The following is a 24,559-nucleotide window of genomic DNA, read 5'->3' on the forward strand; positions in this document are numbered from 1 at the left end:
AAAACTAGCGTCCGGCCATCGAAGTGGAATCTGCGGGCTTCGGCACCAGAATTTCTGCCTTGAAGCGGTTCTTCAGGAGGTTGTAGTAGGCGGCCGTCTCGGCCGCACCCACGGCCTGCGCGAACTGTTCGTTCTCCTGCTTGGCCATTTCGGGCGCCGGTGGCGTACGCGGCACGCCCTTGATCACGCGCACCACCGCATAGCCTTGGGCTCCGAGGTCGGCGCCGACGAGTGCCGGCAGCTTGCTGGTGTCGGCACGCAGCGCGACCTCGATCACCGGGGCCGGCTGCGATTGCGTCTCGAGCCGCGACACCGTGATCGGCGCGCCGAAGCTGGCACCCGCCGGATCGGTCTTCCAGGCCGCGAGCTTGGCTTCGCCCTCGGCACGCGCCAGCGCCGCCGCGCGCTCGGCGATCAGCAGCGTACGGACCTTGTCCTTGACTTCTTCGAAGGGCAGTGCCCGCGCCGGCGAGTACTGGACCACGCGGCCCGAGGCCAGCTGGTTGGAGCCGATCTCGATCGCCTCGGTGTTGTGCTTGCGCTCGAGCGTATCGGGAGCAAACAGCGCATTGAGGAAATTGCGGCTGGCCAGCACGCCGGTCGCGCCCTGCGCCGGCGTGCGCCCGACGTTGGAAGCGGTCTGGATCGTGAGCTTGAGTTTTTCGGCTGCCGGCTTGAGGCTGTCGGGCTGCTGGTAGACGATGTCGGTGAAGGCCTCGGCGGCCTTGGCGAATTCCTGCGTCGCCTGCTGGCTGCGCACCTCGTTCTCGATCGTGGCGCGCAGCTTGTCGAACGGCGGCACGACGGCGGGCTTGATGTCGACGAGCTGAATGATGTGATAGCCGAACTCGGTCTCCACCAGGGCGCTGATCTCGCCCTTCTTGAGCGCAAACATCGCGTCCTCGAAAGGCTTGACCATCGCGCCGCGGGTCACGAAGTCGAGATCGCCGCCCTTCTCGGCCGAGCCGGGGTCCTGCGAGTTCTTGCGCGCCACGTCGGCGAAGGTATCGGGCGCCTTGCGGATGCCGGCGAGCAACTGCTCGGCCTTCGCGCGCGCCTGCTCGCGTTCGGCGGCCGGGGCACCCGCCGGCGCTGCGATCAGGATGTGGCTGGCGCGCCGTTCTTCCTTGCTTCCGAAACGGGCTGCGTTCTGGTCGTAGTAGCTGCGCAGGTCGGCCTCGCTGACCGCAATGCCCTTCTTCGCGGCATCGAGATCGAGCAACAGGTACTCGACGCTCGCCTGCTCTGGCACCTGGAACAGCGCCATGTGGTCCTTGTAGTAAGCCTGCAGGTCGGCGTCGCTGACGTTGACCTTGGCGGCGAAGTCGGCGGGCTTGAAGAGCGCGACCTGGATCTCGCGCCGGTCATAGAAGGCGTTGAGCGTCGCCGCAGCCTGTGCCGCCGTGGCGAAGGCGGTGCCGGACACGCCCAGCGAGACTTGCTGCGTCGCAAGATCGGCACGCACCGAGGCTTCGTACTGCTCGGGCGTGCGGCCCGTCGCGCGCATGAAGGTCTCGCGGTCGAACTTGCCGTCGGCGGTGCGGAACGTGGCCAGGCCCGGGTCGGCCGCGAACAGCCGCGCCAGCCGCTCCTCGGAGACGGACATGTTCGACTTCGTTGCCGCCGCGGCGAGCACGCGCTCGCGCACCATGCGCTCCAGCGTGGCATAGCGCGCGGCGTCCGAGTCGAGCAGCGCCGGTTCGATGTTGGGCGCCTGCTGCCGGATCCGGTCGACTTCGTTGCGGTGCTGGGCATCCCACTCGGGCCGCGTGATGTCGACGCCCGCGACGTGCGCGACCTTCTCGCCCTGGGCGCCCCCCTGATAGCGATCGACGCCGAACAGCACGAACGAGGGAATGATCAGCAAGAACAAGAACACCATGATGATCTTGTTGTACTTGCGGAAGGAATCAAACATGCTTGAGCACTCTCTAGGACGGATGGCGAAACAGCAAGAAAAAAAGGCGAACCGTCAGTTCGCCTTCTTTGCATCGGGTGGTGGGTGCTGAGGGGCTCGAACCCCCGACCTACGCCTTGTAAGGGCGCCGCTCTACCAACTGAGCTAAGCACCCCACCTTAAACGATGTCTCAGTTCAGCGCGTCTTTGAGCGCCTTGCCGGGACGGAACTTGGGGATCTTGGCGGCCTTGATTTTAATCGCGTCGCCGGTGCGCGGATTCCGGCCGGTCCGGGCGGCGCGCTTGCCGACCGCAAAAGTGCCGAAACCGACGAGCGACACGGAACCGCCCTTCTTGAGCGTGGTACGAATGGCGCCGATGGTGGATTCGAGTGCCCGCGTGGCAGCGGCTTTGGAAATATCGGCGTTCTTTGCGATGTGCTCAATCAGTTCGGTTTTGTTCACAAGGGCCCCTTGTAGAAAAATTGTTGATCAGGGTCATCAGAGGCTGCGCCAGCCCGCTGGCTTCGCCGCGGGGTGTGGTACAGAAAAATGGATGGCAGTTCTGATGCGCCGGCAGCGCACTGCCGACAGGGATTACAACCACTGGTCTACGGGGTGTCAATACGACGCTGCCCCGTGAAACACAGCGAGGAGCGCGATTTTAGTGGCGTTTTGGCGAACTGCTTTTCAAAGCGCCTGCGCAATGGCCTTGCCCAGATCCGAAGTGCCAGCCGTTCCGCCGATGTCCGGGGTGCGAGGCGCGCCGCTGCCGGGTGCCAGCACCTTCTCGATCGTGGCCAGGATGGCGTCGTGCGCCGCCTTGTGGCCGAGGAACTCCAGCATCATCGCGCCGCACCAGATCTGCCCGATCGGGTTGGCGATGCCCCGGCCCGCGATGTCCGGCGCCGAGCCGTGCACCGGCTCGAACAGCGATGGCGTGGTGCGCTCGGGGTTCAGATTGGCGCTCGGCGCGATGCCGATGGTGCCGGTGCAGGCCGGGCCCAGATCGGACAGGATGTCGCCGAACAGGTTGCTCGCCACCACCACGTCGAAGAAGTCGGGCCGCTGCACGAAGTGGGCCGTCAGGATGTCGATATGGAATTTGTCGAGGGTCACGCCCGGATAGCTCTTCGCCATCGCCGCGACCCGTTCGTCCCAGTAGGGCATGGTGATCGAGATGCCGTTCGACTTGGTCGCGCTCGTGAGATGCTTCTTCGGCCGCGACTGGGCCAGCTCGAAGGCGAACTTGAGCACCCGGTCGACGCCGACGCGCGACATCACGGTCTCCTGGATCACGATCTCGCGCGCCGTGCCTTCGTACATGCGCCCGCCGATGCTCGAGTACTCGCCTTCGGTGTTCTCGCGCACGATGTACATGTCGATCTCGCCCGGTTCGCGCGGCGTGCCGTCGCGCCGCACCACCGGCGCCACGATGCCGGGCATCAGGCGAGCCGGCCGCAGATTGATGTACTGGTCGAACTCGCGCCGGAACAGCAGCAGCGATCCCCACAGCGACACGTGGTCGGCGATCTTCTCGGGCCAGCCCACTGCGCCGAAGTAGATCGCGTCATGGCCGCCGATCTGCTCCTTCCAGTTGTCGGGCAGCATCTTGCCGTGCTTCTCGAAGTACTCCCAGCTCGAGAAATCGAAGTGATCGAACTTCAGGTCGATGCCGAACTTGCGGCTCGCGGCATCCAGCACGCGCAGGCCCTCGGGCATGGTTTCCTTGCCGATGCCGTCGCCGGCGATGACTGCGATGCGTTGGGCGCTCATGTCTCAATCCTTGGAGTTGGCGTTGAAGAAAGAAAGCGCCTCGGCCAGCAACTCGGCGGGCGCCTCCTCGGGAATGTAGTGGCCGCACGGCAGCGCGCCGCCCGTCATCCGGTCGGCGCGCTCGCGCCATAGCGAGAGCACGTCGAACGAGCGCCCGACCGCGCCATGCGCGCCCCACAGCACGCGCAGCGGCTGCGCCAGCCTGCGGCCGGCGGCGATGTCGGCGCGGTCGTGGTCGAGGTCGATCGCGGCCGAGGCGCGGTAGTCCTCGCAAATGGCTTGCGCCGAACCGGGGATCGCGGCGCAGCGCTCGTACTCGGCCAGCGCCTCGGGGGCGAAAGGCGCCAGGCCCGCGTGGCGGCCGCCCATGACGCTGCGGATGTAGCGCACGGGATCGCTGTCGATCAGCGCTTCGGGCAGCGGCGGCGGCTGAATCAGGAAGAACCAGTGCCAGTAGGCCCGCGCAAAGGCTTCGGAGGTGTGCTCGTACATCGCGAGCGTGGGCGCGATGTCGAGCAGCATCAACCGCTCGACCGCCTCCGGGTGATCGGCTGCGAGCCGATGGGCGACCCGCGCGCCACGGTCGTGCGCCAGCACGCCGAAGCGCGTGAAGCCGTGCAGTTGCATCGCATGGAGCGCATCGAGCGCCATCTCGCGCTTGCTGTAGGTCCGGTGGTGCTCGTCGGCCGGCGGCCGGCCCGAATCGCCGTAGCCTCGCAGGTCGAGCAGGACGACCGTGAATTGTTCGGCCAGCCGAGGCGCCACACGGTGCCAGTTCGCATGGGTCTGCGGATGGCCGTGCAGCAGCAGCAGGGGCGCCCCGCTGCCGCCGATGCGGCCGTGCAGGCGCACGCCGTCGCGCGACAGGTCGAAGGGGGAGAAGGCATCGAACATGCGAGCGATTGTGCGTTGCGCGGCATGCAGCAGCAAGCAACAATCGGCCAATTGATAATTTCCAGAATGGCAGGAATGGAACGCAGTGACCTGGAGCTCGTGCTGGCGATCCGCAGCCGCGGCAGCCTGGCCGGCGCCGCGCAGGCGCTGGACGTGGTGCCCTCGGTCGTGACCAAGCGGCTCGGCACGCTGGAGGCGCGACTGGGCCAGCGGCTGTTCGAGCGCACCACGCGCCGGCTCAGCGTCACCGCGGAAGGCGAGGCCGTGTGCCAGCACGCCAAGGGCCTGCTCGAAGGCTTCGCCGCCCTCGAGAGCGAGCTCGGCGAGCGGCAGCGCGAACTGGCGGGCACGGTGCGGCTGGTCGGCACCTTCGGCTTCGGCCGGCTCTGGCTCGGCCCGGCGCTGGCGCACTTCAACCAACAGCACCCCGGGCTGGAGATCCAGCTGACGCTGGCCGAAAATCTGCCGGACCTGGGTGCCGAGGGCTATGACGGCGCGGTCTGGCTGTGGGCCCCGCAGCACCGCCGCGCCGGCGACTGGGTCACGCGGCGCATCGCCCGAAACCAGCGCGTACTGGCGGCGAGCGCGGACTACCTCGCGCGCCGCGGCACACCGGCGGATGTCGCCGCGCTGGCACTGCACGACTGCCTGGTGGCGCGCGAGAACAGCGACGGCAACGAGCGCGAGTTCGCGCTCTGGACGCTGCGTCACGCCAGAGACGGCGCCACGGCACGGGTGCGGGTGCGCGGCCCGCTCGCAAGCAACTCGGGCGAGATGGTGCGCGACTGGTGCCTGGCCGGTCGCGGCATCATGCTGCGCAGCCTCTGGGACATCGCACCGCAGCTCGCCACGGGCGAACTGGTGCGCGTGCTGCCGCAGTTCGCGATGCCGGATGCGGACATCCAGTGGGTCGCACCCTGGCGTCCGAAGACACCGCGCCGCGTCCGGCTCCTGATCGACTTCCTGGTCGAGCGCTTCAGGGGCGAACCCTGGAAAGAGGCTAGCTCCTGACGACCAGGCTGACGCCGACCGCGGTGATCGCGATGCCCGCCAGCGTCAAGGCCGTGATCGGCTCCGAGAACAGCAGCCAGGCCATCACGGCGGTGCACGGAGGCACCAGGTACAGAAGGCTGGTGACCGCGGTGGCAGTGCCGCGCTGGATCAGCAGGTAGAGCAGCGAGCTGCCGCCCAGCGACAGGGCCAGGACCGACCAGGCCATCGCGCCTCCGGAGGCCAGGTTCCATTGGATCGGGTCGGCCTCCAGCGCGGCCAGGGGCAAGGTTGCGAGCAGGGCGGCGCCGAGCTGGATCGCGCTCGCGCTGCGGACATCGCAGGGCGCGAGAAAGCGCTTCTGGTACAGGGTGCCGGCGGTGATCGAGAACAGCGCCGTGAGCGCCAGCGCCATGGTCAGCGCATTGACCTCTCCGCCCTGCCCCAGCTTGCGCGAGACCACCATCACCAACCCGGCGAAACCGAGGAAGAGGCCGGCCCACTGCGAGCGCGAGACGGCGCCCCCGCGCATCGACAGCCAGATCGCCGTGAGCACGGGCTGGATGCTGACCAGCAGCGCGGCCAGCCCCGAACCCATGCCGGCACGCACGGCCGCCCACACGCCACCGAGATAGCCGGCCTGCATCAGCACGCCGGTCACGGCCAGGTGCGCCCACTGTGCGCGATCGCGCGGCCAGGCGACACGCGCCCACCGGACCCAGACCAGGAAGCAGACCATCGAGAGCGCAAATCGCACCGCGAGGAATTTGAGCGGCGGGGCGTAGGGCATGCCGTAGCGCGCCACGATGAAGCCGGTGCTCCAGATGAGCACGAAGACCGCCGGCATCGCCCGAAGCCAGCCCGCCGACCGGGCCGCGCCGGTCATTTGGCGCGGGCCCGGATCTCGGGAATCGCCTTTTGCAGGTAATAGACCATCGACCAGACCGTGAGCACGGCCGAGAGCCAGATCAGCCACTGGCCCCAGGTGCCGGTGTCGATCGCGCCGAACAGGAGGCCATCGAAGAGCAGGAACGGGATCGCCACCATCTGCACCACGGTCTTGACCTTGCCGACCATGTGGACCGCGACGCTCTTGCTGGCACCGATCTGCGCCATCCATTCGCGCAGCGCGGAGATCGCGATCTCGCGGCCGATGATGATCAGCGCCACGAAGACGTCGGCGCGGTTCAGGTGGACCAGCACGAGCAGCGAGGCGCAGACCAGGAACTTGTCGGCCACCGGGTCGAGGAAGGCGCCGAAGGCCGAGGTCTGCTTCAGGCGGCGCGCCAGGAAGCCGTCGAGCCAGTCGGTCGCCGCGAAGACGATGAACATCACCGTGGCGATCAGATTGCGCATCGGTTCGGCCAACGGCAGGTAGAACACGCCCACGATCAACGGGATCGCGACGATGCGCGTCCAGGTCATGATCGTTGGCAGGGTCCAGAACATGGCGGCGATTGTGTCATGGCACGACGACGCTGCCGGGAAGCAGCGTCTAGTGCAGCGCCCGATAGATTTCTTCGGCCAGGTCGAAGGCGATGCCATCGACCGACGCGATGTCCTCCACGCTCGCCGCCGCCACGCCGCGAATGCCGCCGAAGCGCTGCAGCAGGCGTGCGCGCCGCTTGGGGCCGATGCCCGGGATGTCCTCGAGCTGGCTGCCGCCGACCCGCACCTTGGCCCGCTTGGCGCGCATGCCGGTGATCGCGAATCGGTGGGCCTCGTCGCGAATCTGCGCCACCAGCATCAGGGCCGCCGAGTCGCGGCCGAGGTAGACCTTCTCGCGGCCGTCGGCGAACACCAGCTCCTCGAGGCCGACCTTGCGGCCCTCGCCCTTCTCGACCCCGACGATGAGCGACAGCGGCAAGCCCAGTTCGCCGAACACCTCGCGCGCCATCGACACCTGGCCCTTGCCGCCATCGACCAGCACCAGTTCGGGCATGCGCGCCGAGCGGGTGCCCGGCTTGGGGTCGGAGCCCGCGCCGTCCGCATCGCCGGCCGTCGGCGAATCGGTCTCGGCCGCCATCGCCTCGGCCAGCTTGCCGTAGCGGCGGTGCAGCACCTGGCGCATGGCCGCATAGTCGTCGCCCGGCGTGATGCCCTCGATGTTGTAGCGCCGGTACTCGCGGTTCTGCATCGCGTGATGCTCGAACACCACGCACGAGGCCTGGGTCGCCTCGCCCGCCGTGTGCGAGATATCGAAGCACTCGACGCGGAAGTTGTCGAGGTCGTCGGGGGCCAGCTCGAGCGCATCCACCAGCGCCCGCGTGCGCGCCTGCTGCGAACCCTCTTCCGCGAGCAGGCGGGCGAGCTGCAGCCCGGCGTTCTTGCACGCCATCTCGAGCCACAAACGGCGCTGCTCGCGCGGGTGGAACACGGCCGTGATGCGCGTGCCGGACTGCTGCGACACGGCCTCGATCAGTTCGCGGTCCACGAGCTCACTGAGCACCAGCGTGGCCGGCACCGGCACGTCGATGTAGTGCTGGGCGATGAAGGCTTCGAGCACCTGCACTTCCACCGCATCGGCCGGCGGCGGGCCGTCCTCGCCCTCGGCTTCGGCGTGCTGCATCTGCGCCGCGTCCTCCACATGCACCGGGAAGTAGGCCCGATCCCCCAGGTGCCGGCCGCCGCGCACCATCGCGAGGTTCACGCAGGCCTTGCCGCCCTGCACCTTGACCGCCAGGATGTCGACGTCCTTGTCCGAGGCGATCTCGATCGACTGCTGGTGCAGCACCCGCGACAGCGCCGACATCTGGTTGCGCAGTTCGGCGGCCTGCTCGAATTCGAGCTTCTCGGCATGGGCCATCATGCGCGCCTCGAGCTGGGTCAGCACGGCCTGCGTGTCGCCCATCAGGAAGGCTTCGGCATTGGCCACGTCCTGGGCGTAGGCCTCGGGCCCGATGTGGCCCACGCAGGGCGCGGTGCAGCGCTTGATCTGGTAGAGCAGGCAGGGTCGGGTGCGGTTGGCATAGACCGTGTCCTCGCAGGTCCGCAGCTTGAAGACCTTCTGCAGCAGCTGGATCGATTCCTTCACGGCCCAGGCGCTCGGGTAGGGGCCGAAGTAGCGGTGCTTGCGGTCGACAGCGCCGCGGTAGTAGGCCAGGCGCGGGAAGGCGTGCGAGGCGATCTTCAGGTACGGGTAGCTCTTGTCGTCCCGGAAAAGGATGTTGTAGCGCGGCTTGAGCGACTTGATCAGGTTGTTCTCGAGCAGCAGCGCCTCGGCCTCGGAGCGCACCACGGTGGTCTCCATGCGGACGATCTTCGAGATCATGTGGCCGATCCGCGTCCCGCCGTGGCTCTTCTGGAAGTAGTTCGCCACCCGCTTCTTGAGATTGCGCGCCTTGCCCACGTAGAGCACCGCGCCCGCGGCGTCGAAATAGCGGTAGACGCCGGGCAATTGCGGCAGTGCCGCCACTTCGCTGAGCAGTTGGTCGGAATGCGCGGGTCGAGTCTCTGACATCGCCCCTATTGTGGCGCGGCGGCCACCAGCACCGGCTCGCAGCGGACATCGGTCTTGACCGAGTTGGCGATGAAGCATTGGTCGTGCGCCGAGTGATGCATCGCCTCGTGCTGCTCCCGCGACGGCAGGGAGTCGCCCGAGAACTGCACCTCCGGATGCAGGGTGACGACGGTCATCGCGATCTTGCCGTCGGCCGTGTGGCCCATCCGGCCGCTGGCGCTGTCGGCATAGCGCTCGACGCAGAAGCCGCGGGAGGCCGCGATCGAGAGAAACCACAGCATGTGGCAGCTCGACAGCGAGGCGACGAAAGCCTCCTCGGGATCGACCCCGGCGGGGTCCGAAAGCGGCACCGGCACCACGTGCGGCGAGGAGGAGCCGACCCACTCGGCGCCGCCGTCGAAGCGGATCGTGTGGCGGCGGCTATAGCGGTTGCCGACGAAGTCCTGGCCGCCGCGTTGCCAGAGGATGTCGGCCGAATGTTGTGCCATGGGCGCTGTCTCCGGTGTCTTCATGAGGGGCTGTAGAGTATCCCGCGATGCGCTGGGAAATTTTTTGCAAGGTGATCGACAACCACGGCGACGTCGGCGTCTGCTGGCGCCTCGCGGCCGCCCTGGCCGGGCAAGGCGACACGGTGCGGCTGTGGATCGACGACCCGGCGGCCCTGGCGTGGATGGCGCCCGGCGGCTGCGAGGGTGTCACGCTGGTCCCATGGACGCCGGCCCATGCCGCCCAGGCGGCGGCCGCGGCCCCGGCGCCCGACGTGCTGGTCGAGGCCTTCGGCTGCGATCCGGCACCCGAGGCCATCGCCCGGTTCGCCGAACAAAGGCGCAAGGACGGCGCCAGCCGCCGCTGGATCAACCTGGAATACCTCTCGGCCGAGCCCTATGTCGAGCGGCTGCACGGCCTCCCCTCGCCCGTGTTCCGGGACCCCGGCGCCGGCCTGACCAAGCATTTCTACTATCCGGGCTTCACCGGGCGCACGGGCGGGCTGCTGCGCGAACCCGATCTGCCGGCGCAACGCGAGCGCTTCGACCGCGCTGCCTGGCTGCAGCGGCACGGGATCGCCTGGCAAGGCGAGCGGCTGGTTTCGTTGTTCTGCTACGAGCCGCCGGCGCTCGATGCGCTGCTGGCGCAGTTCGAAAACGCGGCCGAACCGACCCACCTGCTCGTGACCGCCGGGCGCGCCAGCGCTGCGTTGCCGCCCGGCCCGGCCCGGCGCGGCGCCCTTTCCATCACCTGGCTGCCCACCCTGTCGCAGCCGGACTTCGACCGCCTGCTCTGGGCCTGTGACCTCAATTTCGTCCGCGGCGAGGATTCGCTGGTGCGCGCGCTCTGGGCCGGCGCCCCTTTCGTGTGGCAGATCTACCCGCAGGACGACGATGCCCACCACAGCAAGCTCGACGCCTTCCTGGACTGGCTGCAGGCGCCCCCTTCGCTGCGCCGTTTCCACCATCTCTGGAGCGGCATCGGCCACGGCGAACTGCCCGTTCTGGAACCGGCGACCCTCGAATCCTGGGCATCGGCCACCCTGGAGGCGCGCGCTAGCCTGCTCGGACAGGATGACCTTTTGACTCGCTTGCGACGTTTCATCGCCCAAAAAAGCTAAAATTGCGGGCTTTGCGGAATTCCGGCGCCACGCCAGCCTTGCTGGCTTTGTCAGTCGCAGCTTCCGCTGAACCCGCCGCGGTGCATGTGCAACGAGCGGCTTACATCCAGAGACCCCTGTTTATGAAAATCGCTCAAGAAATCCGCGCCGGCAACGTGATCATGCACGGCAAGGACCCGATGGTCGTCCTCAAGACCGAATACAGCCGCGGCGGGCGCAACTCCGCCACCGTGCGCATGAAGCTCAAGAGCCTGATCGCCAACTTCAACACCGAAGTCGTGTTCAAGGCCGACGACAAGATCGACCAGATCGTGCTCGACAAGAAGGAGTGCACCTACTCCTACTTCGCCGACCCGATGTACGTCTGCATGGACACCGAGTACAACCAGTACGAAGTCGAGGCCGAGAACATGGGCGACTCGCTCAACTACCTCGAGGACGGCATGCCGGTCGAAGTGGTGTTCTACGACGGCAAGGCGATCTCGGTCGAACTGCCGACCAGCGTCGAGCGCGAGATCACCTGGACCGAGCCGGCCGTCAAGGGCGACACCTCGGGCAAGGTCATGAAGCCGGCGAAGATTTCCACCGGCTTCGAGATCGGCGTGCCGCTGTTCGTCGCCCAGGGCGACCGCATCGAAATCGACACCCGCACCGGCGAATACCGCAAGCGCGTCTGATGACCGGCACTCACGAAAAAGGCTCCCGCGGGAGCCTTTTTTCGTATGGCGGCCCGTGTCGCGCTCGCCAGGCCCGGAACCTGCAACGCGCACAATCCAGAACCCGCTTTTCCCCGCACGACCATGGATAACAACAGCACACACGACCTTCACGACAAGCGGCTCGCCGACGCCTGGGCCACCCTGCAGTCCCATGCGGACAAGGGGTTGCCGCTGCACACCGACCCCTCGCGCCTGGCCTTTGCCGACCCCGAGTTCCTGCTGCGCCGCGAGACCCGCGGCCTGCGCATGCAGCTCGAACTCATGAAACCCGACATCGAGATGCGCGCCCACGGCATCGAGAACACGGTGGTGGTCTTCGGCAGCGCGCGCTTCCGCAGCGAGGAGGAATCGGGCGCCCTGATCGCACAGGCCGAGGCCGCCGGCGACAGCGTGGCCGCGGAGCGCTGGCGCAAGCTGGCACGCAGTTCGCACTACTACGAGAAGGCGCGCGCCTTCGGCAAGCTGGTGGCGCAGTACAGCAACGACCGTGAGCCCGAGGACAAGCTCTTCGTCTGCACCGGCGGTGGCCCGGGCATCATGCAGGCGGCCAACCGCGGCGCCTACGAGGGCGGCGGGATCTCGGTCGGGCTGGCGATCGCGCTGCCGATGGAAGAGGAAGCCAACCCCTACGTGACGCCGGCGCTGAGCTTCAAGTTCCACTACTTCGCGATCCGCAAGATGCACTTCATGATGCGGGCGAAGGCGCTGGTGGCCTTCCCGGGCGGCTTCGGCACGCTGGACGAACTGTTCGAGGTCATCACGCTGGTGCAGACCCGCAAGGCCAAGCCGGTGCCGATCGTGCTGTTCGGCTCGGACTACTGGAAGCAGCTGATCAACTTCGAGTTTCTCGCCGAGGAAGGCGTGATCTCGCCCAACGACGTGAAGCTGATCGAGTACGTCGACGCACCCGCCGACGCCTGGGACGCCATCAAGCGCTTCTACAAGCTCTGACCCGAAGGCCCGGGCGCATCGTCTTCGGGGCGAAGCGCCCGCTCGAAGAATCTCGTGAGCGCGCGGGCGCGTTGGCGGCGGTCCGCGACCGGATCGCCGGCGGGCCCCATCGCGACGGCATCGTCGGCCACGCCGTGCAGCGCGTTGAAGAGGATCACGGCCGTGAGGGTCGGGGCCTCCACCTCCCAGATGCCGGCGGCATCGCCCTGCTTCAGCAAGGCGGCGAGTTGCGTGATGACCGCGTTGTCGTTGCGCATTCGCCGGTCTTCGGGCCGGTATTCGTGAAAGACCACGTCGTGCAAGGCCACGTTGTCCAGATAGGTTTCGAGCCCTGTCTCCACCCAGGCCTTGAGACGCGCGCGGTGGTTGTCGGTGCGATGGCGGTCCATGGCTTCCTGCAGGCGGGCGCAGAAGCTGTCGACGAAGCGCTGCTGCAACGCCCCGAGCAACGCCTCCTTGGAAGAAAAGTACAGGTAGAAGGTGCCCTTGGCCACTTGTGCGCCGGCCGCGATGTCGTCGATGCTGGTGGTGGCGATGCCCTTCGAGATGAAGAGCCGCTCGGCCGCATCCATCAGCGCGGCGGCGCGCGTCCCGGGCGCCTTGGTGCGGCGGCGCGGCGCGGCCGGCCCGGAGCCGCCCTCCGCACCGGGGGATGCGGCCATCGTGGTCGTGCCGCGCTTCGCCATGGACCGGCTCAGGACCCGGCGGCCGCGTTGCGCGCCGAGCGGATGGCCCTGCGCACGGCCACAGGATCGAATGGCAGGCCGCGCGGCGCCATCACGCGTTCGCCAAGCCAGGTCAGCGCATCGTCGACCTCGGCAAAGGTGCCGGCAGGCACGCCGAAGAGCTTTTCGACATTCATCTTGCGGATCTTCTCGTACTGGTCGACGGGCACCACGCTCGCCATGCCCATCATATGGCGCCGGATGTCCCCGCCCCGCTGTTGCAGCCACTGCTTCGCGCTCCGGGCACTGCCCTCCGGATGCACCAGCGCCTCGGCGTCGGCGAACACCCGCAGGCAGGCGAAGGGCTCGCCGCGGTCGAGCCAGCCGTTCCAGTCCTCGGTGAAGGCCTGCAGGGCGTCCCGCGTCTGCAGGCCGGAAGTGACGGTGATGACGAGCGGCCATTGACCGAGTTCGTGATGGATCATGGAAGACTCCCTGGTGAAAATCGGATGGCGGCGCGCCCGCAGGCGCATCGGCACGAGTGCGGCGGGCATCGCGTGGCCGGCCTCAGGCGCGCACCGGCAGCGCGGCGGCGCGCGGCCTGACGCTCGCGAGCAGCCCCGCCGCCAGCAGGCCGGCCAGCCCGGCGCAGGCCATGGCGGCGTGGAAGCCGCCGGCGAGCGCACCGGTCAGGAGCCGATGTGCCACGCCGGCATCGAGCGAAGCCAGGGCGGCGAGATCGTGCCGCGACACCGCCGCCACGGCAGCCTCATGCGCATCGCGCAGCCCGGCCTGTTCGAGCGCGTCGGCGAGCAGCACGGTGGCGCGCGAACTCATCAGCGTGCCGAGCAGCGCGATGCCGATCAGCATGCCCGCCTGGCGCAGCGCGTTCATGGTGGCCGAGGCCATGCCCGAGCGCTCCGCGGGCACGGACGCCATCACGGCCGTGCTCGTGGCCGGCACCGCCAGGCCGGAACCCGCGCCCAGGAACACGAACAGCAGCGCCAGCAGCGCATAGGGCGTGTCGGCCGAGAACAGCGTCAGCAGCAGCATCGAGGCGCCGATGAGCCCATAGCCCGCGACCATCAGCGTGTGCACGTCGTAGCGCCGCGCCAGGCGGCCGAACTGCGAGGCCACGAGGCCCGTCGCGACGAACTGCGGCACCAGCCGCCAGCCGGTGTCGCTGGCCGACCCGCCCTGCACCTGCTGCAGGAACAGCGAGAAGAAGAACAGGCTGGCATACGCCGAGAAACCGAGCACGAATGAGGCGAAGTTGGTGACCGAGAAGCGTGCATCGCGAAACAGCGCGAGCGGCAGCAGCGGCCGCGCCACGCGCGCCTCCACCCTCAGGAACAGCCCGAGGCCGACGGCAGCGGCCGTCAGCGCGATCCCGGCCCGCCCCGAGCCCCAGCCATGTTCGCCGGCGGCAATCAGGCCGTAGGTCAGTGCACCGAGCCAGAGCACGCTGAGCACCTGCCCCATCGGATCGAGCGCCGCCTGCTCCGGATGCGAAGTCTCCCGGATGCCCCAGAGCCCCAGGCCCACGGTCAACAGTCCGATGGGGATGTTGATGAGGAAGATGCTCTGCCAGCCCGCATGGTCCACCAGCAATCCGCCCAGCATCGGTCCGAGGATCAGCGACAGCGCTGTGAACGACGACCAGCCGCCGATCACCCGGGCCCGGCTGGCAGGTTCCGGGAACGCGTGCGCCAGCAGCGACAGCGCGCCCGGAATCAGCAGCGCCCCGGCCACCCCCTGCACGGCCCGCCCCGCAAGCAAGGTGGACAGGCCACCGGCCATCGCGCACAGGGCCGAGCCGACAGTGAACACGACCACGCCGGCCAGCCAGGCACGCTTGCGACCGTAACGGTCGCCCAATGGCCCCGCCGACAGCATGAAGGCCGCGAGGCACAGCGCGTAGATGTCGATCACCCACTGCAACCCGGCCAGGTCGGTGGAAAGCGCGCGCTGCAGCGTCGGCAGCGCGACATTGACGATGCTCACGTCGAGCGTGGCGATGAAACTGCCGAGGTACACCGCAGCCACGAGCGCAAGACGACGGCGGCGCCGGTCGGCCGCGGCCTGAATGGGGGAGTCCATGGACGCCTTCAAGGTCGTTGAAGAAGGCGCCAATACTGACTTGAAGTCAGTTAATTGTCAATCAAATACGAATCAATCGTATTTGCAATATGGATTGGTCCGCTGGACACGTCAGACCTTCAAGCCCCAGGTCGCGCGCGCGCCGAGCGCGAGCACGCCCCCCACCACCCAGAACACCCCCGCGATGCCGATCAGCGCGCCGAGCGAGCCGAACAGCATCGGCATCGCCACGCTCGACGCATTGATGGTCATCAGCCGCAGGCCCAGCGCCTCGCCATGCCGTGCATGCGGCGTGATCTGGTGCAGCATGCTCATCACCATCGGCTGCACCGCTCCGAGCGCGAAGCCGAGGATCACGGAGCACAGGCCCATGGTCAGGGCCGAGTCGAGCAGCGGATAGACCGCGAACACCAGCGCCGTGACCACCGTGGAGCACAGGATCACGCTGCGCTCCGACGCCCGCGAGGCGATCAGGGGCAGCACGACGCGGATGGCGGCCGCCGCGATGGCGAAGGCGCCGAGGATGGAGCCGATCACCGAAGCGCTGATGCCCCGCTCGTGGCCCAGCACCGGCAGCACGAAGGCATGCACGTCCCAGCTCGACGACTGCAGCCAGTTGACGAACAGCAGGCGACGGAACATCGGTTCGCGCAGCAGGTCCCACGCGCGGGTCTGCACGGCCCCCGCCACCGGGGCGGTCAGCGGCGGCTCGTGCGCGCCGCGCGCGAGCATCCAGCAGAGGAGCGGCAGGGCCGCCATGACCGCGAACGACACCCGGTAGGCCAGCAGGTCCGCCGGCGCGCGGCCGGCGTGGTCGATCAGCATGCCGGCCAGAAAAGGCCCGACGAAGTTGGCCACCGCGGGCGCGATCGCCAGCCAGCTGAACACGCGCTTGAGCTGCGTGGCGTTAGTGGCGGAGCGTCCCACGTGGCGCTGCAGCGCGATGACCGTCGCGCCGGTGGCGCCGCCGGTCAGCAAGGCGGCGAGGCACATGACCGGAAACACCGGAAAGACCACCACCAGCCCGGCGCCGACCGACGCCGCGAGGACCGACAGCCACAGCGGCCGCTTGAACCCGTGCCGGTCGGCGAAGCGCCCCGCCGGCAGGGCCAGGAAGACCTGGGTCAGCGCGAACAGCGCGATCAGCACGCCGACCGCGGCCGCGCTGTGCCCCTGTTGCAGCGCCAGCAGCGGCGTCGCGAGTCGCATGCCCGCCATCGTGGCATGCAGGCACACCTGGGCGCCGATGACGCGCAGCAGTTCGGAACCTTTCACGGGGTGTCGTCGCCCTCGATGTCGGCCGTCGGTGGCAGCAGCACCTGCGACTGCGCCTCGGGCAGCGCCTCGACCTTGCGCAGCGCCAGCCGCATCTGCTTGGCGCGGGTGTCGGCCTTGTCGAGCGTGTCGGAGGCCTTGGCCACCTGCTCCTTGATGCGCGCCACCCATTCGCCGTAGCGCTCGAATTCGGTCTTGACCGCGCCGAGCACCTTCCAGACCTCGGAGGCCTGGTGTTCCAGCGCCAGCGTGCGAAAGCCCATGTGCAGGCTGTTGAGCATCGCCAGCAGCGTGGTCGGCCCGGCCAGGGTCACGCGGTGCTGGCGCTGGATCGCGTCCATCAGGCCGGGCCGGCGCAGCACTTCGGCGTAGAGGCTTTCGACCGGCAGGAACAGGATCGCGAAATCGGTGGTGTGCGGCGCCGCCAGGTAGTTCTCGGCGATCGAGCGGGCCTCACTGCGGATGCGCGCCTCCAGCGCCTTGGCCGCCAGCTCGGCGGCGGGGGCATCGGCGCGCTCGTGGGCGTCGAGCAGACGCTCGTAGTCGTCGCGCGGGAACTTGGCGTCGATCGGCAGCCAGACCGGCGCGCCATCGCCGCCGCGGCCCGGAAAACGGATCGCGAAATCGACCCGCTGGCCGCTGCGCGGCTTGGTCTCGACCTGGCGCGCGTACTGCTCGCTGGTGAGCACCTGCTCGAGCAGCGCCTCGAGCTGCACCTCGCCGAACACGCCGCGGGTCTTGACGTTGGTCAGCACCCGCTGCAGGCTGCCGACGCCGACGGCCAGAGACTGCATCTCGCCCAGTCCCTTGTGCACCTRCTCGAGCCGGTCGGCGACCTGCTTGAAGCTCTCGCCGAGCCTGGCCTCGAGGGTGCTCTGCAGCTTCTCGTCGACCGTCTTGCGCATCTCGTCAAGCTTGGCGGTGTTGCTCTGCTGCAGCTGCGCGAGCTGGGTTTCCATGGTCGCGCGCACTTCAGCGAGCCGGCGCGCATTCGCCTCGCTCAGGCCCTGGAGCTGCGTGTTCAAGGTGTCGGCCAGCGTCTTCTGGAGCAGCGTGAGCTGCTGCGCGAAAGCGTCGATCTGCGCGTTCTGCGTTCGCGTGGACTCCGCGCCCTGGTGCAGCAGCGCCCGCTGGAAGGTGGCGAAGGCCTGCGCGGTTTCCTGGCGCGCGCCGCGCGAGGACTCGTTGATCTCGTGGCGCAGTTCGCGCTCGACGCGCTCGTTGCCGGCGCCCAGGGTGGCGATCAGCGCCGCCGGATCGGGAACCGGCGCCGAGCGCAGCAGCAGCCAGAGCACGAGGATGAGATTCAGGGCCGCGAAGGCCAGCAGGATCCAGGTCTCGATCACGGGCATCAACGGGCCGCAAGCACGGCAGGATTCAAGGGCGTGACCGGCTTGCCGTCGACCAGGAAGCCGATCAGGTTGTCGACCGCCAGGTCGGCCATCGCGCGCCGCGTCGGCACGGTCGCGCTCGCGATGTGGGGCGTCAGCACGACATTGGGCACGGTGAGCAGGTCGGGGTGAACCTTCGGCTCGCCCTCGAAGACGTCGAGACCGGCGGCGGCGATGCGGCCTGCGCGCAAGGCGGCGGCAAGCGCTGCGTCGTCGACGATGCCGCCGCGCGCGATGTTGACCAGCGTCGCGGTCGGCTTCATGAGCGCCAGCTCGGCGGCGCCGATGGTGTGGTGCGAGGCCGGCGTGTAGGGCACCACGAGCACGACATGGTCGGCGGTCTTGAGGAGCTCTTCCTTGCTCACGTAGCTGGCCTTGCATTCGGCCTCGAGCCCGGCATCGAGACGCGAGCGGTTGTGATAGATCACCTTCATGCCGAAGCCGAGGGCGCCGCGCCGCGCGATGCCCTGCCCGATCCGGCCCATGCCGATGATGCCGAGCGTCGAGCCATGGATGTCGGAGCCGGAGAACATGTCGTAACTCCATTTCTTCCACTTGCCGGCGCGCAGGAAATGCTCGCTTTCGGCAATCCGCCGCGCGGTCGCCATCAGGAGCGCGAAGCCGAAGTCGGCCGTGGTCTCGGTCAGCACGTCCGGCGCGTTGGTGCCGAGCACGCCGCGCGCGGTCATGGCATCGAGGTCGAAGTTGTTGTAGCCGACCGCCATGTTGGCGCAGATCTTCAGCTCGGGGCAGGCGGCCAGCAGTTCGGCGTCGATGCGCTCGCTGCCCGTGGTGAACGCGCCCTGCTTGCCCTGCAGCTTGCCGATCAGCTGGGCCGGGCTCCAGTCTTCATCGTCGGGGTTGGACTCGACCTCGAAATGGGCCTGGAGCCGGGCGATGGTCTCGGGGAAGATCGAACGGGCGACGAGGACTTTGGCTTTGGTCATGGTCAACGGAAGAAGATGAGGGTGGTGAGGACGAACAGCGGAATCAGGATCGCACCCGACCAGAGCATGTAGCCGAAGAAGCTCGGCATGCGCACGCCGCGGCTCTCTGCGATGGCCTTGACCATCAGGTTGGGCGCGTTGCCGATGTAGGTGTTGGCACCCATGAACACGGCGCCGGCGGAAATCGCCGCCAGCGTCGTCGCGTAGGTGGTCATCAGCGCCTGCGGATCGCCGCCGGCGGTGTTGAAGAACACCAGGTAGGTCGGCGCATTGTCGAGGAAGGAGCTCAGGATGCCGGTGGCCCAGAAGTACATCGCCGGGTCGGGCTGGCCGTCGGGCCGGGTCACGGCCGAGACGATGGCGCCGAAAGGGCCGTCGAGGCCGGCCTTGAGCATCGCGATCACCGGCACGATGGTCAGGAAGATGCCCGCGAACAGCTTGGCCACCTCGGCCATCGGGCCCCAGCCGAACTGGTTGTCGGCATGCACCTTGGGCGCGGTGAGCTTGAGCGACAGCAGCGTGATCGCGACCAGGCCGACGTCGCGCACGATGCCCGGCAGCCCGACCACGGTGCCATGGATGTCGACGCTCACGGGCGATTTCCAGACCCCGCTGAGCAGCACCAGGAAGAGCACGCCGCCCAGCATCCAGAAGTTGACCGCCCCGTCGAAGCCGATGCTGCGGGTGTCGGGCGTCGGGTCGAAGGGCGTGACGCCTTCATGCCGGAAGTACCAGCGGTCGAGCGCGTAGAACAGCGCCAGCAGCGCGCCGACCACGAACAGCGTGTCGGGCAGGATGTTCTTCGCGGTCCAGAAGAAGTCGACGCCCTTCAGGAAGCCGAGGAACAGCGGCGGGTCGCCCAGCGGCGTCAGCGAGCCGCCGACGTTCGACACGATGAAGATGAAGAAGACCACCACGTGCACCTTGTGCTTGCGGTTGTCGTTGGCGCGGATCAGCGGCCGGATCAGCAGCATCGAGGCGCCGGTGGTGCCCATCAGGCTCGCGAGCACCGCCCCGATCGCGAGGATCGAGGTGTTCAGGCCGGCCGAGCCGCGCAGGTTGCCGCGGATGTGGATGCCGCCGGCCACCGCGTACAGGGCCGCGAGCAGGATGATGAACGGGATGTACTCGGCCAGCAGCGCATGGATGAGCTGGGCGCCCGCGAGCGAGACGCCGTAGATCGCAGCGAACGGCAGCAGGAAGGCCAGCGACCAGGCCGCCGACACCTTGCCGTAGTGGTGATGCCAGAACGCGGGCGCCAGCAGCGGCAGCAGCGCGATCGACAGCAGGATGCCGGCGAAGGGCACGCCCCACAACGGCGACAGGCTGCCGCCATCGAAATCGGCAGCGGCGGCCAGCGCCGGGAAGGCCATCGTCAGCGAGCCGGCCGCCAGCAGGCGCAGCCAACGGCCGGAAAATCGGACGGCCCTCATGCGACGGGCTGCGCAATCTCGAAGACCTGGCGCAGATAGGCCAGGTAGCGCTCGTCCTCGCACATGTTCTTGGACGGTGTGTCCGAGAGCTTGGCCACCGGCTGGTCGTTGCAGTGGATCATCTTGATGACGATCTGCAGCGGCTCGTAGCCCAGGTCGTTGGTCAGGTTGGTGCCGATGCCGAAGGCCAGCTGGCAGCGGCCGCGGAATTGCTGGTAGAGCTCGATGGTCTTGGGCACGGTGAGGCCGTCGCTGAAGATCAGCGTCTTGGTCAGCGGATCGACCCGATTGGCGATGTAGTGGGCCAGCATGCGCTCGCCCCACTGGAAGGGATCGCCGCTGTCGTGGCGCGCGCCGTCGAAGAGCTTGCAGAAATAGAGGTCGAAGTCGCGCAGGAAGGCGGTCATTCCATAGACGTCGGACAGCGCGATGCCGAGGTCGCCGCGGTACTCCCGGGCCCAGGACTCGAAGCCGAAGATCTGGCTGTCGCGCAGCCGCGGACCCAGCGCCTGGCAGGCCTGCAGGTACTCGTGCGCCATGGTGCCGAGCGGAATCAGGCCCAGCTTCATCGCGTAGAGCACGTTGCTGGTGCCGGCGAGCTGCGGCAGCTTCGACATCGCGTGCAGGGGCGCGGGCGTGGTCACCGCGCCGAGCCGGCCGGCGAGCGTGCGCAGCACCTCTTCATGCCAGTCCTTGGAGAAGCGCCGGCGGGTGCCGTAGTCGGCGATCTTGAGGTCGGCGAGCTTGTCGTCCTGCAACTGGGCGATCTTGGTCTCGAGGCGGCGCCGGCCTTCGGCGAGGTCCGGCTGCGGCTGGGTGTTGCGGAAGTAGACCTCGTTGACGATCGCCAGCACCGGGATCTCGAACAGGATGGTGTGCAGCCACGGCCCCTTGATGCTGATCTCCAGCTCGCCCGAGGGCTGCGGAACGATGTCGATGTACTTCTCGTTGAGGCGGAACAGCCCGAGGAAGTCGACGAAGTCGCTCTTGATGAAGCGCATCGACCGCAGGTAGCTCAGTTCGGGTTCCCGGAACTGCAGCGAGCACAGGTGACGCACCTCCTCGCGGATCTGTCCCGCGAAGCGCGCCAGATCGATGCCGGGGTTGCGGCACTTGAAGCGGTACTCGACGCGCGCGCCCGGAAAGTGGTGCAGCACCACCTGCATCATCGTGAATTTGTAGAGGTCGGTATCGAGCAGGCTGTGAATGATCATGGTGCGGCGCGCTGGTCTCCGGAATTCGGTGTGCGTTCGATTATCACGGGCCGCGTCGGCAAGTGCCTACGACCCCTTCCCCGGGCGTCCTACCGTGCCGGCGAGGCCCTGCCGCGACAGTGTCTCCACGCCGGGCGTTCCGGCCGGCGAGCAACCCAACTGAAGTGAAGGAGATACGTCATGAACAAGGACACCGTCGAAGGCAACTGGAAGCAATTGAAGGGCAAGGTCAAGGAGCAATGGGGCAAGCTGACGGACGACGACTTCGACGTCATCGCCGGCAAGCGCGACCAATTGCTGGGCCGCATCCAGGAACGCCATGGCATCAGCCGGGACGAGGCCGAGAAGCAGGTCGCCGACTGGGAAAACCGCGATGGCCGCACCCCCGCGGCGATCTGGATGGAGCGGATCTGAAAGACATCGCCCTCACACCGATTGCATAACTCTGGAGAACATCCCATGCAGAAGCACTTTCTGATGCTCGCCATCGCCTCGGCCTGTCTGGTCGCCGGCCAGGCCAGCGCCATGACCCAGGACGAATACAAGGTCGCCAAGGAAAGGATCGAGGCCGACTACAAGGTCGCGAAGGCGCAGTGCGACACGCTGAAGGACAACGCCAAGGACGTCTGCGAGAAGGACGCCAAGGGCAAGGAAAACGTGGCCATGGCCGAGCTCGAGCAGCAATACAAGCCGACCAAGGCCCATGCCCGCAACGTGGCGGAAGAGAAGGTGAAGGCCGCCTACGCAGTCGCCAAGGAAAAGTGCGACGACCTGAAGGGCGATGCCAAGGACGCTTGCGAGAAGCAGGCGAAGGCTGACGAAGCCAAGGGCATGGCTGCAGTCAAAAAAATGTGACTCACCCCCAAGGTTGGCTCACTTCGTGTAGCCGCCCACCCCCTTCCGGGGGCGCCCTCAGCGGCCCGGCAAAGCCGGTTCCGCGAGGGCCCTGGATGGGGGTGTCTTCATTTCAGGTCGTCGATCACGGCTTGCAAGGCGGGCGGCAGCTTGACCGGGCGCTGGGTCGTGCGGTCGACGTAGACGTGAACGAAATGGCCCTGCGCAGCGGCCGTATCCGCACCTTCGGCGAATAGCGCGATCTCGTAGCGCACGCTCGAACTGCCGGCGTGCGCCACCCGGATGCCCGCCTCCACCGTTTGCGGGAAGGCCAGCGGCGCGAAATAGTTGCACTGCGTCTCCACCACGAAGCCGACCGTCGTGCCCTGGTGGATGTCCAGCGCCCCGCGCTCGATCAGCAGGGAATTGACCGCGGTGTCGAACCAGGCGTAGTAGACGACGTTGTTGACATGGCCGTACATGTCGTTGTCGGCCCAGCGCGTCGGGATGCTGCGAAAGCTGCGGTAGCTGCTGCGGGAATCGGGGGACGGTCGAACGCTCATCAGAAAAAACCTCCGTGCTGCGCACGGCGGTGCGAGCTGGCTTGGGAGCGGCCCGGCGCGGCGCTCATGGCGCGGCATTTTGCCAGCGCCGCCAGTATTCGAGCGCCACCCGGAAGGTGCCCAGCTGAACCTGAACCGTCTCCGAAATGTCGCTGGCGTAGCCGCCCGCCATGGCGAAGGCCAGCGGAATGCGGCGCTGCCAGGCGAAATCGAAGACCCGCCGGTCGCGCGCCTCCAGGCCGTCGAAGCTCAGCTTGAGGCGGCCCAGCCGATCGCGCTCGAAGGGGTCTGCGCCCGCCAGATAGATCACCAGGCCGGGCGTGAAGCGCCGCTCCAGCTCGTCGAGCGCCTGCTCCAGCGCGGCCAGGTAATCGGCGTCGCCGCAACCGTCGGGCAGCTCCACGTCCAGATCGCTCGCTTCCTTGCGGAACGGAAAGTTCTTCGCGCCGTGCAGCGAGAGCGTGAAGACGCTGGGGTCGTCGCGAAAGATGCTGGCCGTGCCATTGCCCTGGTGCACGTCGAGGTCGATCACCGCCACCCCGAGCGGCAGGCGCCCGCGCCGCCCGTGCTCGGCCTGCATCAGCCGCGCGGCCACCGCGGCATCGTTGAAGACGCAGAAGCCGCCGCCCTTGCCGGCGCTCGCGTGATGGGTGCCGCCGGCCATGTTGGCCGAGACGCCCTCCCCCAGCGCGGTGCGGCAGGCGGCAATGGTCGCGCCAGCCGACCGGCGCGAGCGCTCGACCATCGCCTCGCTCCACGGAAAGCCGATCTCGCGCATCGCCTCGGGGGCGACGCTGCCATTGCTGATGGCCGCGATCCATTGCGGCGTATGGGCCAGTGCCAGCTCGCCGTCGCTGGCGCGCGGCGCCTCCATCATCCGGATGTCGGGCAGCCGAGCCTCGAGCCGTTCGCGCAGCAAGGCATAGCGCCCCATCGGGAAGCGATGGCCGGCGGGCAGAGGCAGGACGAACTGGCCGGAGTTGAACGCGCGCATGCGCAACATTGTCTGCGGACACGATTTAGAAAGCGCGTTCTAAATTGCTGCAACGCAGCAAAAACCCCCTTGTCCGAAATGCCTGGCTGCCTATACTTGAGGCCATGCTGCACCGCAACATGAGTGAAGGGGCAGCTCAAGCGAGAACCGACCTTTTCATATTCACTGGAGCTTCCACATGTCCCTCACCGCCGACCAAATCATCTCTTCGCAAAAAGCCGGCCTCGAAACCCTGTTCGGTCTGACGACCAAGGCCTTCGAAGGCGTCGAAAAGCTCGTCGAACTGAACGTGACCGCCTCCAAGGCTGCGCTCAGCGAAGCCGCCGGCACCACGCAAGCCCTGCTGAGCGTCAAGGACGCGCAAGAGTTGCTGTCGCTGCAAGCCAGCCTGTTCCAGCCCCTGGCCGAAAAGACCGCTGCCTACAGCCGTCATCTGTACGACATCGCCCAAGGCACCGGTGCCGAATTCACCAAGGCTTTCGAAGTCAAGGCCGCTGAAGCTCAGCAAGCCTTCGTCGGCCTGGTCGACAGCGCCGCCAAGAACGCCCCGGCCGGTTCGGAAACCGCCGTTGCCGTGATGAAGAGCGCCGTGGCTGCCGCCAACAACGCTTTCGAATCGGTGCAAAAGGCTGTCAAGCAAGCGTCCGACGTCGCCGAAGCAAACTTCCAGGCCGTGCAGACCACCGCCGTGAACGCTGCCAAGAGCACCGCCCAGACCGCGACGCGCAAGCGCTAAGTTCTTCAAAGCCCGCTTCGAGCGGGCAACGATTGTCTCCTTGGGTCCTTCGGGATCCAATTCAGGGCCCTGTCTTCGGACAGGGCCTTTTTTTCGTGTCGTTCCGGTCTTCGAT

Annotated in this window: 25 protein-coding genes and 1 tRNA gene; 7 read left to right on the top strand and 19 right to left on the bottom strand. The window is 67.7% G+C overall.

Translation table 11 applies throughout. The annotated features are described in order from the left end of the window. Nucleotides 1-4 precede the first annotated feature (4 nt). From AB4Z46_RS05335 to AB4Z46_RS05355, 5 genes are all read right to left on the bottom strand, one after another. Nucleotides 5-1,918 (bottom strand): SurA N-terminal domain-containing protein, encoded by a 1,914-nt coding sequence (locus AB4Z46_RS05335; protein WP_442282433.1) that lies wholly within the window; start codon nt 1,916-1,918, stop codon nt 5-7. A gap of 78 nt (nt 1,919-1,996) precedes the next feature. Beyond that, nucleotides 1,997-2,072, bottom strand: a tRNA-Val gene (locus tag AB4Z46_RS05340). Nucleotides 2,073-2,088: 16 nt separating this feature from the next. Further along, the gene (locus tag AB4Z46_RS05345; protein WP_007830705.1) at nt 2,089-2,361 is read right to left on the bottom strand and encodes an HU family DNA-binding protein; all 273 of its coding nucleotides are present in this window, start codon (nt 2,359-2,361) and stop codon (nt 2,089-2,091) included. A gap of 225 nt (nt 2,362-2,586) precedes the next feature. Beyond that, on the bottom strand, nt 2,587-3,672 hold the full coding sequence (locus AB4Z46_RS05350; RefSeq protein WP_442282434.1) for a tartrate dehydrogenase: 1,086 nt from the start codon (nt 3,670-3,672) through the stop codon (nt 2,587-2,589). Between the two features lie 3 nt (nt 3,673-3,675). Further along, nucleotides 3,676-4,566, bottom strand: a complete 891-nt coding sequence (locus AB4Z46_RS05355) for an alpha/beta fold hydrolase (RefSeq protein ID WP_442282435.1) — start codon at nt 4,564-4,566, stop codon at nt 3,676-3,678. A gap of 75 nt (nt 4,567-4,641) precedes the next feature. On the opposite strand from AB4Z46_RS05355, the gene AB4Z46_RS05360 reads away from it, so the two are divergent. Then, nucleotides 4,642-5,577, top strand: a complete 936-nt coding sequence (locus AB4Z46_RS05360) for a LysR family transcriptional regulator (protein WP_442282436.1) — start codon at nt 4,642-4,644, stop codon at nt 5,575-5,577. Here the strand turns inward: AB4Z46_RS05360 and AB4Z46_RS05365 are convergent. The 4 genes from AB4Z46_RS05365 to AB4Z46_RS05380 are packed head-to-tail and all read right to left on the bottom strand — an operon-like array spanning nt 5,567 to nt 9,504. Next, the gene (locus AB4Z46_RS05365) at nt 5,567-6,442 is read right to left on the bottom strand and encodes a DMT family transporter (RefSeq protein WP_442282437.1); all 876 of its coding nucleotides are present in this window, start codon (nt 6,440-6,442) and stop codon (nt 5,567-5,569) included. The genes AB4Z46_RS05360 and AB4Z46_RS05365 overlap by 11 nt on opposite strands. Continuing rightward, nucleotides 6,439-7,005: a CDP-diacylglycerol--glycerol-3-phosphate 3-phosphatidyltransferase gene (pgsA, locus tag AB4Z46_RS05370; RefSeq protein WP_442282438.1), complete on the bottom strand. Its 567-nt coding sequence runs from the start codon at nt 7,003-7,005 to the stop codon at nt 6,439-6,441. Before pgsA ends, AB4Z46_RS05365 begins: the two co-directional genes overlap by 4 nt. 46 nt (nt 7,006-7,051) lie before the next feature. Further along, nucleotides 7,052-9,016 (bottom strand): excinuclease ABC subunit UvrC, encoded by a 1,965-nt coding sequence (gene uvrC, locus AB4Z46_RS05375; protein ID WP_442282439.1) that lies wholly within the window; start codon nt 9,014-9,016, stop codon nt 7,052-7,054. A 5-nt stretch (nt 9,017-9,021) separates the two neighbouring features. Next, nucleotides 9,022-9,504: an OsmC family protein gene (locus AB4Z46_RS05380; RefSeq protein WP_442282440.1), complete on the bottom strand. Its 483-nt coding sequence runs from the start codon at nt 9,502-9,504 to the stop codon at nt 9,022-9,024. Between the two features lie 47 nt (nt 9,505-9,551). On the opposite strand from AB4Z46_RS05380, the gene earP reads away from it, so the two are divergent. From earP to AB4Z46_RS05395, 3 genes are all read left to right on the top strand, one after another. Then, complete coding sequence (gene earP, locus AB4Z46_RS05385; RefSeq protein WP_442282441.1) at nt 9,552-10,622, top strand: elongation factor P maturation arginine rhamnosyltransferase EarP; 1,071 nt, start codon at nt 9,552-9,554, stop codon at nt 10,620-10,622. Between the two features lie 122 nt (nt 10,623-10,744). Further along, nucleotides 10,745-11,299, top strand: a complete 555-nt coding sequence (gene efp / locus AB4Z46_RS05390) for an elongation factor P (protein ID WP_028253416.1) — start codon at nt 10,745-10,747, stop codon at nt 11,297-11,299. Nucleotides 11,300-11,422: 123 nt separating this feature from the next. Next, nucleotides 11,423-12,292, top strand: coding sequence for a TIGR00730 family Rossman fold protein (locus AB4Z46_RS05395; protein WP_442282442.1), 870 nt, complete (start codon nt 11,423-11,425; stop codon nt 12,290-12,292). Here AB4Z46_RS05395 and AB4Z46_RS05400 read toward each other — a convergent pair. The 8 genes from AB4Z46_RS05400 to pncB all read right to left on the bottom strand — a co-directional run bounded on the left by AB4Z46_RS05400 (nt 12,280) and on the right by pncB (nt 21,317). Continuing rightward, complete coding sequence (locus tag AB4Z46_RS05400; protein WP_442282443.1) at nt 12,280-12,954, bottom strand: TetR/AcrR family transcriptional regulator; 675 nt, start codon at nt 12,952-12,954, stop codon at nt 12,280-12,282. The two genes, AB4Z46_RS05395 and AB4Z46_RS05400, sit on opposite strands and share 13 nt — an antisense overlap. 32 nt (nt 12,955-12,986) lie before the next feature. Beyond that, the gene (locus tag AB4Z46_RS05405; protein WP_442282444.1) at nt 12,987-13,511 is read right to left on the bottom strand and encodes a hypothetical protein; all 525 of its coding nucleotides are present in this window, start codon (nt 13,509-13,511) and stop codon (nt 12,987-12,989) included. 13 nt (nt 13,512-13,524) lie between these two features. Then, nucleotides 13,525-15,057, bottom strand: a complete 1,533-nt coding sequence (locus AB4Z46_RS05410) for an MFS transporter (RefSeq protein WP_442282445.1) — start codon at nt 15,055-15,057, stop codon at nt 13,525-13,527. Between the two features lie 111 nt (nt 15,058-15,168). Next, nucleotides 15,169-16,332, bottom strand: coding sequence for an MFS transporter (locus AB4Z46_RS05415; RefSeq protein WP_442282446.1), 1,164 nt, complete (start codon nt 16,330-16,332; stop codon nt 15,169-15,171). Then, nucleotides 16,329-17,675 carry a DNA recombination protein RmuC gene (locus AB4Z46_RS05420; protein WP_442282542.1) on the bottom strand — a complete coding sequence of 449 codons (1,347 nt, stop codon included), beginning with the start codon at nt 17,673-17,675 and terminating at the stop codon, nt 16,329-16,331. The genes AB4Z46_RS05415 and AB4Z46_RS05420 overlap by 4 nt, the downstream gene beginning before the upstream one ends. 8 nt (nt 17,676-17,683) lie before the next feature. Further along, complete coding sequence (locus AB4Z46_RS05425) at nt 17,684-18,670, bottom strand: 2-hydroxyacid dehydrogenase (protein WP_442282447.1); 987 nt, start codon at nt 18,668-18,670, stop codon at nt 17,684-17,686. 2 nt (nt 18,671-18,672) lie between these two features. Then, complete coding sequence (locus AB4Z46_RS05430) at nt 18,673-20,103, bottom strand: sodium:proton antiporter (RefSeq protein WP_442282448.1); 1,431 nt, start codon at nt 20,101-20,103, stop codon at nt 18,673-18,675. Further along, complete coding sequence (gene pncB / locus AB4Z46_RS05435; protein ID WP_442282449.1) at nt 20,100-21,317, bottom strand: nicotinate phosphoribosyltransferase; 1,218 nt, start codon at nt 21,315-21,317, stop codon at nt 20,100-20,102. Before pncB ends, AB4Z46_RS05430 begins: the two co-directional genes overlap by 4 nt. A 180-nt stretch (nt 21,318-21,497) precedes the next feature. On the opposite strand from pncB, the gene AB4Z46_RS05440 reads away from it, so the two are divergent. Both AB4Z46_RS05440 and AB4Z46_RS05445 read left to right on the top strand, forming a co-directional pair. Next, on the top strand, nt 21,498-21,731 hold the full coding sequence (locus tag AB4Z46_RS05440) for a CsbD family protein (protein ID WP_442282450.1): 234 nt from the start codon (nt 21,498-21,500) through the stop codon (nt 21,729-21,731). 45 nt (nt 21,732-21,776) lie between these two features. Next, the gene (locus AB4Z46_RS05445) at nt 21,777-22,172 is read left to right on the top strand and encodes a hypothetical protein (protein ID WP_442282451.1); all 396 of its coding nucleotides are present in this window, start codon (nt 21,777-21,779) and stop codon (nt 22,170-22,172) included. Nucleotides 22,173-22,279: 107 nt separating this feature from the next. Here AB4Z46_RS05445 and AB4Z46_RS05450 read toward each other — a convergent pair whose 3' ends face one another. Both AB4Z46_RS05450 and AB4Z46_RS05455 read right to left on the bottom strand, forming a co-directional pair. Further along, nucleotides 22,280-22,714: an acyl-CoA thioesterase gene (locus AB4Z46_RS05450; RefSeq protein ID WP_442282452.1), complete on the bottom strand. Its 435-nt coding sequence runs from the start codon at nt 22,712-22,714 to the stop codon at nt 22,280-22,282. 64 nt (nt 22,715-22,778) lie between these two features. Beyond that, entirely contained in the window at nt 22,779-23,717 is a 939-nt protein-coding gene (locus AB4Z46_RS05455; RefSeq protein ID WP_442282453.1) for a histone deacetylase family protein, read from the bottom strand. A gap of 169 nt (nt 23,718-23,886) precedes the next feature. Here AB4Z46_RS05455 and AB4Z46_RS05460 point away from each other — a divergent pair, with 169 nt between their 5' ends. Next, nucleotides 23,887-24,444 carry a phasin family protein gene (locus AB4Z46_RS05460; RefSeq protein WP_442282454.1) on the top strand — a complete coding sequence of 186 codons (558 nt, stop codon included), beginning with the start codon at nt 23,887-23,889 and terminating at the stop codon, nt 24,442-24,444. Nucleotides 24,445-24,559 lie beyond the last annotated feature (115 nt).

This window comes from Variovorax sp. M-6 (genome assembly GCF_052114385.1).
In the GTDB taxonomy this organism is placed as follows: domain Bacteria; phylum Pseudomonadota; class Gammaproteobacteria; order Burkholderiales; family Burkholderiaceae_C; genus Variovorax.

Excerpts from the sequence above, each read along its gene's own strand:
- pgsA (WP_442282438.1), bottom strand. The coding sequence starts at position 7,005 with ATGTTCTGGACCCTGCCAACGATCATGACCTGGACGCGCATCGTCGCG.
- earP (WP_442282441.1), top strand. The coding sequence starts at position 9,552 with ATGCGCTGGGAAATTTTTTGCAAGGTGATCGACAACCACGGCGACGTC.
- pncB (WP_442282449.1), bottom strand. The coding sequence starts at position 21,317 with ATGATCATTCACAGCCTGCTCGATACCGACCTCTACAAATTCACGATG.
- AB4Z46_RS05455 (WP_442282453.1), bottom strand. The coding sequence starts at position 23,717 with ATGTTGCGCATGCGCGCGTTCAACTCCGGCCAGTTCGTCCTGCCTCTG.
- AB4Z46_RS05350 (WP_442282434.1), bottom strand. The coding sequence starts at position 3,672 with ATGAGCGCCCAACGCATCGCAGTCATCGCCGGCGACGGCATCGGCAAG.
- AB4Z46_RS05460 (WP_442282454.1), top strand. The coding sequence starts at position 23,887 with ATGTCCCTCACCGCCGACCAAATCATCTCTTCGCAAAAAGCCGGCCTC.
- AB4Z46_RS05440 (WP_442282450.1), top strand. The coding sequence starts at position 21,498 with ATGAACAAGGACACCGTCGAAGGCAACTGGAAGCAATTGAAGGGCAAG.
- efp (WP_028253416.1), top strand. The coding sequence starts at position 10,745 with ATGAAAATCGCTCAAGAAATCCGCGCCGGCAACGTGATCATGCACGGC.
- AB4Z46_RS05380 (WP_442282440.1), bottom strand. The coding sequence starts at position 9,504 with ATGGCACAACATTCGGCCGACATCCTCTGGCAACGCGGCGGCCAGGAC.
- AB4Z46_RS05430 (WP_442282448.1), bottom strand. The coding sequence starts at position 20,103 with ATGAGGGCCGTCCGATTTTCCGGCCGTTGGCTGCGCCTGCTGGCGGCC.
- AB4Z46_RS05450 (WP_442282452.1), bottom strand. The coding sequence starts at position 22,714 with ATGAGCGTTCGACCGTCCCCCGATTCCCGCAGCAGCTACCGCAGCTTT.
- AB4Z46_RS05410 (WP_442282445.1), bottom strand. The coding sequence starts at position 15,057 with ATGGACTCCCCCATTCAGGCCGCGGCCGACCGGCGCCGCCGTCGTCTT.
- AB4Z46_RS05395 (WP_442282442.1), top strand. The coding sequence starts at position 11,423 with ATGGATAACAACAGCACACACGACCTTCACGACAAGCGGCTCGCCGAC.
- uvrC (WP_442282439.1), bottom strand. The coding sequence starts at position 9,016 with ATGTCAGAGACTCGACCCGCGCATTCCGACCAACTGCTCAGCGAAGTG.
- AB4Z46_RS05445 (WP_442282451.1), top strand. The coding sequence starts at position 21,777 with ATGCAGAAGCACTTTCTGATGCTCGCCATCGCCTCGGCCTGTCTGGTC.
- AB4Z46_RS05365 (WP_442282437.1), bottom strand. The coding sequence starts at position 6,442 with ATGACCGGCGCGGCCCGGTCGGCGGGCTGGCTTCGGGCGATGCCGGCG.
- AB4Z46_RS05355 (WP_442282435.1), bottom strand. The coding sequence starts at position 4,566 with ATGTTCGATGCCTTCTCCCCCTTCGACCTGTCGCGCGACGGCGTGCGC.
- AB4Z46_RS05400 (WP_442282443.1), bottom strand. The coding sequence starts at position 12,954 with ATGGCCGCATCCCCCGGTGCGGAGGGCGGCTCCGGGCCGGCCGCGCCG.
- AB4Z46_RS05335 (WP_442282433.1), bottom strand. The coding sequence starts at position 1,918 with ATGTTTGATTCCTTCCGCAAGTACAACAAGATCATCATGGTGTTCTTG.
- AB4Z46_RS05405 (WP_442282444.1), bottom strand. The coding sequence starts at position 13,511 with ATGCCCGCCGCACTCGTGCCGATGCGCCTGCGGGCGCGCCGCCATCCG.
- AB4Z46_RS05425 (WP_442282447.1), bottom strand. The coding sequence starts at position 18,670 with ATGACCAAAGCCAAAGTCCTCGTCGCCCGTTCGATCTTCCCCGAGACC.
- AB4Z46_RS05360 (WP_442282436.1), top strand. The coding sequence starts at position 4,642 with ATGGAACGCAGTGACCTGGAGCTCGTGCTGGCGATCCGCAGCCGCGGC.